The 7,769-nt window shown below is 68.4% G+C and carries 6 protein-coding genes and 2 pseudogenes; 2 read left to right on the forward strand and 6 right to left on the reverse strand.

Annotated features, from left to right (window positions below):
- Both VF665_RS00720 and VF665_RS00725 read left to right on the forward strand, forming a co-directional pair.
- Nucleotides 1–734, forward strand: a pseudogene (locus VF665_RS00720) (hypothetical protein); the annotation flags it as partial.
- Between the two features lie 241 nt (nt 735–975).
- The gene (locus VF665_RS00725) at nt 976–2,469 is read left to right on the forward strand and encodes a DNA recombination protein RmuC (protein ID WP_331051478.1); all 1,494 of its coding nucleotides are present in this window, start codon (nt 976–978) and stop codon (nt 2,467–2,469) included.
- A 120-nt stretch (nt 2,470–2,589) separates the two neighbouring features.
- Here VF665_RS00725 and VF665_RS25830 read toward each other — a convergent pair.
- The 6 genes and pseudogenes from VF665_RS25830 to cmk all read right to left on the reverse strand — a co-directional run bounded on the left by VF665_RS25830 (nt 2,590) and on the right by cmk (nt 7,481).
- Nucleotides 2,590–2,803: pseudogene (locus VF665_RS25830) on the reverse strand (type II toxin-antitoxin system HicA family toxin).
- Complete coding sequence (locus tag VF665_RS00730) at nt 2,804–3,001, reverse strand: type II toxin-antitoxin system HicB family antitoxin (protein WP_331051479.1); 198 nt, start codon at nt 2,999–3,001, stop codon at nt 2,804–2,806. It abuts the pseudogene before it with no gap.
- Nucleotides 3,002–3,455: 454 nt separating this feature from the next.
- On the reverse strand, nt 3,456–4,028 hold the full coding sequence (locus tag VF665_RS00735; RefSeq protein ID WP_331051480.1) for a hypothetical protein: 573 nt from the start codon (nt 4,026–4,028) through the stop codon (nt 3,456–3,458).
- The gene (locus tag VF665_RS00740; protein WP_331051481.1) at nt 4,025–4,492 is read right to left on the reverse strand and encodes a hypothetical protein; all 468 of its coding nucleotides are present in this window, start codon (nt 4,490–4,492) and stop codon (nt 4,025–4,027) included. Before VF665_RS00740 ends, VF665_RS00735 begins: the two co-directional genes overlap by 4 nt.
- 324 nt (nt 4,493–4,816) lie before the next feature.
- Nucleotides 4,817–6,646, reverse strand: coding sequence for a 30S ribosomal protein S1 (locus VF665_RS00745; protein ID WP_331051482.1), 1,830 nt, complete (start codon nt 6,644–6,646; stop codon nt 4,817–4,819).
- A 103-nt stretch (nt 6,647–6,749) separates the two neighbouring features.
- Entirely contained in the window at nt 6,750–7,481 is a 732-nt protein-coding gene (gene cmk, locus VF665_RS00750) for a (d)CMP kinase (RefSeq protein WP_331051483.1), read from the reverse strand.
- Between the last annotated feature and the right edge of the window lie 288 nt (nt 7,482–7,769).

Consider the following 7,769-nt stretch of genomic DNA (forward strand, 5'->3'; position numbering starts at 1 on the left):
CTCTGGCGGCGGAGGCGCGGCGCAAGTGGCAGATCGCCCGCCGCTGCGCCGCCGCGCGGGAGGCATGGTCGCGCGGCGACCTGGACGCCGTCCTGGCCCACTACGGCGAGGCGCGGTCGCTCTCCGACGACGATCCCACCATCCTCATGGCGCTGGGCTGGGCATACGCGCAAATGGGCCGGCCCGCCGCTGAGTCGTTCCTGGCCTTCCGCGCGGCGGCCCTTGCGCTGGCGAAAGAGGATCGCACGGTCGTGGTAGACGGCGCCACGCTGAGCCTGCGCGGCCTCGCGTACACGCTGGCCCTGTCGCAGTCCGTCCAGGTGCTGGAGGAGGCAGACCTGCGCGGCGCCTGGCGCGCCGAACTGGACCGCATGCTGCGTGGCGCGATCACCGCCTTTGAGCGGACGGCCCTCGCGCAGGCGGACGGCCCCGCGGTGCGCGTGGGGGAGCGGGAGATGGCGCTGTACCGTGCCCGCCCGCTTTCTGCCGCGGCGAACTACTATCTGGCCGCGCGCCTCGCGCTTTCCGCCCCGTTCCTGCCCACCACGGCCGAAGCGCCGCGCCTCTCCGCACGTGCGATGGAGATGCAGTCGCGCGCCGCCCTGCTCCATCCGTCTGCCCGCGAGCGCGTGTTCTCCACCCGGGAGCGCTGGAGCGTGGAACTGAGCGGGAGAGGGATTCTGCCGGGGGCGGGGCAGGATGCCGTTTCCCCCCGCCGATCTCCCGCGGGATGAGCGGCACCCGGCGCATCAACCGTTCTGGCCGCCGGCGTGCGCAGAGACTGTCGCGCAGGCGTTGCGGGCGCGCCGCATCCACGCGTACCCTTTCGCACCGCGCAAAACACGGCGCGTGGTCCCGCATCCGCGGGGCGGCGTGCCCGCCTCCGGCGCGCCGCGGCGAATTCCTCACCGCCAGCCCGACCGACAGAGGGCGGCAAACGGAGTGCCCGCCTTCCTCCTTCCACCGATCATGATCATGGATCCGCTCCTTGCCCTCGTTCTTGTGCTGCAGGCCGTCTGCATCGGCCTGCTGGTCGTCGTGCTGCGAAGGCCGGGAGGCGAGGGCGCGGCGTTGCTCGCCACCAGGCTGGACGGCGTGGACAAGAGCCAGGAACGCACCGAGCGCGTGCTGCGCGACGAGCTGGCCCGCGCGCGCGAGGAGGCCGGCGGCGAGGCGGGGCGGCTGCGCGGCGAGGTGGCCGCGTCCATCAAGACCATGGGCGATACGGTGTTCCAGCACCTGGGCACCCTGTCGGCCGACCAGCAGAAGCAGCTGGGGAACGTGCTCGCCGCGCTGGGCCAGATGACGGAGGCGCAGCAGGGCGGCGCGGGGCAGCTGCGCGAAGAGGTGGGCACCACGCTCAAGGGCTTCAACGATTCCGTCGTGCGCACCCTGGGCGAGATCTCCACCGCGCAAAAACTGCAGATGGACGGCATCGGCACGCAGATCGGGCACCTGACCGCATCCACCGGGGAGCAGATGGAGAAGCTGCGCCTTTCGGTGGAGGGGCGGCTGGAGCAGATCCGGGCAGACAACACGGCCAAGCTGGAGCAGGTGCGGCAGACCGTGGACGAGAAGCTGCAGGGCGTGCTGGAGCAGCGGCTGGGCGAAAGCTTCCGGCTGGTGAGCGACCGGCTGGAGCAGGTACACAAGGGGCTGGGCGAAATGCAGACGCTGGCCAGCGGCGTGGGCGACCTCAAGAAGGTGCTCAGCAACGTCAAGGTGCGCGGCAACTGGGGCGAGGTGCAGCTCGCCAGCCTGCTGGAGCAGGTGCTGACGCCCGACCAGTACGTCGCCAACGTGGCGACCAACGAGTTCAGCGGGCAACGGGTGGAGTTCGCCATCCGGCTCCCCGGCCACGACCAGGGCGACGTGCTGCTCCCCATCGACGCCAAGTTCCCGCAGGAAGACTACCTGCGCATGGTGGAGGCGCAGGAGGCGGCCGACGCCGCGGGAATGGAAGCGGCCGCGCGGGCCATGGAGGAGCGCATCCGCGGCTGCGCGCGCGACATCTGCACCCGCTACCTGAACCCGCCGCGCACCACGGACTTCGCCATCATGTTCCTCCCCACGGAGGGGCTGTACGCCGAAGTGGTGCGCCGGCCGGGGCTTACAGACGCGCTGCAGCGTGACTGGCGGGTGGTGGTCGCGGGCCCGACGACCCTCTGGGCGGTGCTGAACAGCCTGCAGATGGGCTTTCGCACCCTCGCCATCCAGAAGCGCTCCAGCGAGGTGTGGACGGTGCTCGGGGCGGTAAAGACGGAGTTCGGAAAATTCGGCGGGGTGCTGCAGAAGGTGCAGAAGAAGCTGGAGGAAGCGAGCAAGCAGATGGACCAGGCCGGCGTGCGCACGCGCGCCATCGAGCGCAAGCTGCGCGACGTGCAGCAGCTCCCCGCCGCCGAGGCGCACACCCTGCTTCTGGGCGAGGGCATCGTGATCGCGGACCTCGCCGAGGCCGCGAGCGACTGACTCCGGTCCGCGAACACAGCCCGGCCGCAATCAACTGCTTTCGCACGCTACGCTACCCTGCGCAGAAACGCCGGACCCGCTGATGCGGGCCCGGCGTTTTGTGTGCGTGATCAGCGGGGATCACAGGAGAGCTCTGAACTGCTGCGGAGTGAGGCCCGCGTCGCGCACGATACCGCCCATAGTGGAAGGCGTTGATCGGATTGTTGCGTGGGATCGTGAGCACACGCACGCCATCGGTCATGATCACGTGCTTGCTCTGTCGGGCGATCGTGAACCCTGCCTTCTGGAGGGCACGAATCGCGTCCAGATGATTGACTCCGGGTAGCTTTCCCACTCAGGCGGCTACCTCCACCTCGCGAACATCGCGGCCACGGGTCAGGTCATTGACCACGGCGAGGTATTCCGAGATTGCGTCCTGAATATTCGCAAGCGCCTCCTCCTCGGTGTCACCCTGCGACCAGCAACCCGGAAGGCCCGGACAATGGACGCTGTACCCTTCTTCGGAGTGCTGCATCACTACCTTGTATCTCATGGCCTGTCTCGGTAAGGGGTCCGGGATGTCGCGAGCGCGTCCCGCGTCAGCTCGCAGTCGTGACCACCGGCATTCATGGGCAATCCCGCGCGGTTCCACAACGAAGGCGCTCGTCATCCTGCGATCAGATTGTACGCTTGGGACTGATACCGATTGCCATCAACGATTGTGCATTCTCGTCGGAAGCGACTGGATCGACGAACCTGCTGGTCAGCCCCTCCTAGTCCTGATCGTTGCTCCGGCGACTATGCACAACGACTCTCGATAATCGGTACGACCAGACCGTGTAAGTATGATTATACGGTGAGTCGCGATCAGGACCAAACGACGGATGGGGAATCGCGAGGGGAGCGCATCGGGTGGGCGAATCCCCTACCGAACGCGACGAGAAAGAAAACGCCGGACCCGCGGATGCGAGCCCGGCGTTTCTCTCGATGCTGAAGACGAGCGACGATCAGGATGCGGGAATGGTGACGTACTTCTCCAGGCGCGCGACCTCGGCCTCGTTCACGTACTTGCCGATCTCGCGGCGGAACTGCTCGATGCCGCGGTACGGGCGGTACTCCTCGAACTCGTGGCTCATGCGCGCGCCCACGCCCGGGATCAGCTCCATCTCCTCGCGCGTCGCCTTGTTCAGGTCGATGGGCTTCCAGAGCTGCGCGTACACCTGGTCCTTCTGCTGCTCGCTGAGCCCGGTGAGCTTGGCATCCACCGCGCGCATGTCAGCGTACGGGCGGCCCTGGATGACCGCGTCCGCCAGCTGCGGCGTCATTCCCGGGATGGCCGTCAGTTGCTCGCGGGTGGCGGAATTCGGGTCGATGAGCCCCGTCTGTGCCGCCGCCGGAGCCGCGGGTCCCGCGGGCGCGGTGGGCGCCGCCGAGTCCGCGGGCGCAGCCGGGGCGGGCGCCGCGGGCGCGGCGGCAGATGCCGTGTCCGAAACCGACTCCTTTTCGGCGCCGGACTCGCCGCCGCACGCGGCCGCGGTGAGCGCCGCCAGGATCAGGGCGGAAGAAAGAGAGTGCTTCATGAGTTCTCCGTGATGTGTGTACGTGCCGCCGGATGGCGGTATGCCGCGGCGAGGCCAATGAGCCCCAGGTGGGCGAGCGAGCCGGGCGCCAGCGCGGGCGTGGCGCCGCGCAAGGCGCGCCAGAACAGCGCCAGCCCGCGTGCGCCGGCGTCCATCTCGCGCTCGAACTCCAGGTTCCCCTTCAGGTGCAGCACCACGCCCGCCGCACCGGCGACCACGAACGCGAGCATCGCCGCCTGAAAGAGGCGCAGCGAGCGGCGCCCGGGACGCAGCAGCACGACGACGCCGCTGCCGAGGCCCGCCGCCAGCGCGGCGAACGGAACCCACTGCGTCCAGGAGTCAAAGTGCTCCAGGAGCACCAGTTCCGCCGCCAGCCCGCCGATGCCCAGCAGCACCAGCGCGAGCACGATGCGCCGCAGCGGGCCGCCCTGCGTGCCGTCCTCCGGTTCCGACGCGATCCGCACCCGTCTGCCCCTCGCTCATCCTGGCCACAGCGGCCGATGCTGCCGCGCGGCGAACGTTAGAACGCCGCACCCCGCCGCGCCAGCCCGGTCCTCACCAAGGTTCCTGATCCCCGCTCTCCAGCCCTGCCTGCTTCCGCCCCGCGAAGAAGCCGAGCCCCCACGGAAGCCCCGCAGTTCCCCCGCGACCTCCGCGTCCGCGCGTGAGATGCCGTTGCGGTAGAACCAGCCCCGGTCCGGGGCCGGGCCGAACGCAAAAAAACGGGCGCGGAGCCGAAGCTCCGCGCCCGTTCATGTTTCGCGCGATCCGTCCCGCGCGACGAAAGCTTACGCCTCGTCGCCGGCCGGAGCGGCTTCCTCGGCACCCTCGTCCGTCGACGCATCCGCCTCGGCGGCCGCGGGAACGGGCAGCACGGGCTGGCCGCCCTCGAACTTGGGCACGCGCAGCGTCTCCAGCACGATGCGGTGGTTGGCCGCATCCACCTCGGTGATGCGCATTTCCAGCTCGTCGCCCTCGGCGAACAGGTCCGCCGGGTTCTGCAGGCCGGTCACGCCGATCTGCGAAACGGGCACGAAGCCCTCCACGTCGTTGCCCAGGTCCACCGCCACGCCCTTGTCCTGCAGGCGGGTGATGGGGCCGGTGATCTCCTGGCCCGGGTGGTACTGCGTGGCGATCTCGCCCCACGGATCGTCCTGGGTCTGCTTGAGGCCCAGGGAGATGCGCTTGTTGTCGGCGTCCACGCCCAGGATCACCACCTCGACGTCGTCACCCTTCTTGACGACTTCGCTGGGGTGCTGAATGCGCTTGGTCCAGCTCATGTCGCTGATGTGCACCAGGCCGTCGATGCCCGGCTCGATCTCCACGAAGGCGCCGAAGCTCGTCAGGTTCCGCACCTTGCCGCTCAGGCGCGTACCCACCGGGTACTTGGCCGGCAGCGCGTGCCACGGATCCTCTTCGATCTGCTTCATGCCCAGCGAGATCTTTTCGCCTTCCGGATCCACCTTCAGGATCACGGCCTCGATCTCATCGCCCAGCGACACGATCTTGGACGGGTGCCGGACGTTGCGCGTCCAGCTCATCTCGCTGATGTGCACCAGGCCCTCGACGCCCTTCTCCAGCTCCACGAAGGCGCCGTAGTTGGTGATCGAGACCACCCGGCCGCGCACGCGGGCGCCCACCGGGTACTTCTTCTCGACGTCCTTCCACGGGTAGTCCTGCAGCTGCTTCAGGCCCAGCGACAGGCGCTCGCGCTCCCAGTCGATGTCCAGGATCTTGACTTCCAGCTCGTCGGCGATCCCCACCACCTCGCTCGGGTGGCCCACACGGCCCCACGACATGTCGGTGATGTGCAGCAGGCCGTCCATGCCGCCCAGGTCGATGAACGCACCGAAGTCGGTGATGTTCTTGACGATGCCCTTGCGCACCTGCCCGACCTCGAGCTCCTTCTTGAGCTTCTCGCGCTTGATCTCGCGGTCGGCCTCAAGCAGCACGCGGCGCGACACCACGATGTTGCGGCGGCGCTTGTTGAGCTTGATGATCTTGAACTCGTAGTTCTCGCCGATCAGGTCCTCGATGTTCGGAACCCGGCGCAGCGCGATCTGCGAGCCCGGCAGGAAGGCGTCCACGCCCATGAGGTCCACCGTGACGCCGCCCTTGATCTTGCGGGTCAGGATGCCCTGCACGGCCGTGCCGGCCTCGTATGCCTCGCGGATCTTCTCCCACACGCGCAGGAAGTCCGCCTTCTTCTTGCTCAGAACAACGACGCCGTCTTCGTCTTCCAGGTTCTCCAGGAAGACTTCGACCTCGTCGCCGATCTGCAGCGAATCGGGATCCTTGAACTCGTCGCGGGTCACCGCGCCTTCGCTCTTGAAGCCCAGGTCCAGAATGACGGCCTTGTCCGTGATGCGAAGGATGCGGGCCTTAACGATCTCGCCTTCCTCGATGTTGCTGAGGGTCGGCTCGTACATCGCAAGAAGCTCTTCGTACTCGTCCGAGGTGTACTCGTCTTCGTCGAAGAGGTCCGGGCGAATCCCGAGCGACTTGGCGCGGTCGGCGATCTGCTGGATGGTAAGCTCGCTGCCCCAGTTGCGGTTGGGCGCTTCGGCGACGGCGATGCCGCCGTCCTCGCGAGCGAACTGCTCAGTGGTGTCGGACATGTAGTGGAGGATCTCCCGTAACTCTCCGCCGGGAAAGCTGCACCCGGCGGCGGGTTGAGGGTGGACGGTTGAGGGGGCCCTAAGCCCGGGAAAACAGAATAAGTTAGGGCATTCCCGCAACCCGGTCAACCCCGCCGCGCTCCCGCGCCAGCCCTTCAATGCGTGCCACCTGCTCGTCGAACGAGAGCTGCGTGGTGTCGATGACGACGGCGTCTTCGGCCTGCCGCAGGGGGGCGGCTTCGCGGGTGCTGTCGATCTGGTCGCGCCCCTGCAGCCGCGCCGCCTCGGCCCGCACGTGCTCCAGGGAAAAGTCCTGCGCGCCCTGTTCGCGCATGCGGCGCAGGGCCCGTTCTTCCGGGTCGCAGATGAGGTACGCCTTGAGCTCCGCGTCGGGAAACACCACGGTGCCGATGTCGCGCCCGTCGGCCACCAGCCCGCCGCGCGCGCCCGCCTCGCGCAGCGCGTCCATCAGCCATTCGCGCACCGAGGCCACGGCGGCCATCTGCGACACGTGCGCGTTCACGTCGGCGCCGCGGATCTCGGCGCTCACGTCCACCCCGCCCACCGTCATGCGGTAGCCGGTTTCGGTGGGGTGCCCGTGCACGTCCAGCGCGTCCAGCTGCTCGGGGGAGAGCGTGCTCCACTCGTCGGGGTGAATGCCGGCGCGCAGGGCGGCCAGGGTAATGCCGCGGTAGAAGCCGCCGGAGTCCAGGTGCCGATAGCCCAGCCGCGCCGCCACGGCCTTGGCGGTGGAGCTCTTGCCCGACCCCGCCGGCCCGTCCAGCGCGATGATGATTCCGTCGGGGCGCGGGGGATGGGGATTGTGTGTGGTCACGGCAGGGCGGAGTGCGTGAGTGCTGGGTGCGTGAGTGCGGAACTGGAGTACGAAAGTACGAGAGTACGAAAGTACGAAAGTGCGCCGCGATCCGGGGTGTGGCGTGGGGGCGGAGTGTGGCCCTCACCCGGCTCGCTTAGGCTCGCCACCCTCTGATAAGAAACAACCGGGTTCGGCGCCTCAGGCGGCGGTCCTCAGTTGGACGGCGTAGCCCATGCGCTCCAGCCTGCGTACAAGATTGACGACCGTTTTCCCGGAGTCGCGCTTTTGGAAGTGTTCGGCCCCGAG

Origin of the sequence: Longimicrobium sp., assembly GCF_036387355.1 — a bacterium.
GTDB lineage: Bacteria > Gemmatimonadota > Gemmatimonadetes > Longimicrobiales > Longimicrobiaceae > Longimicrobium.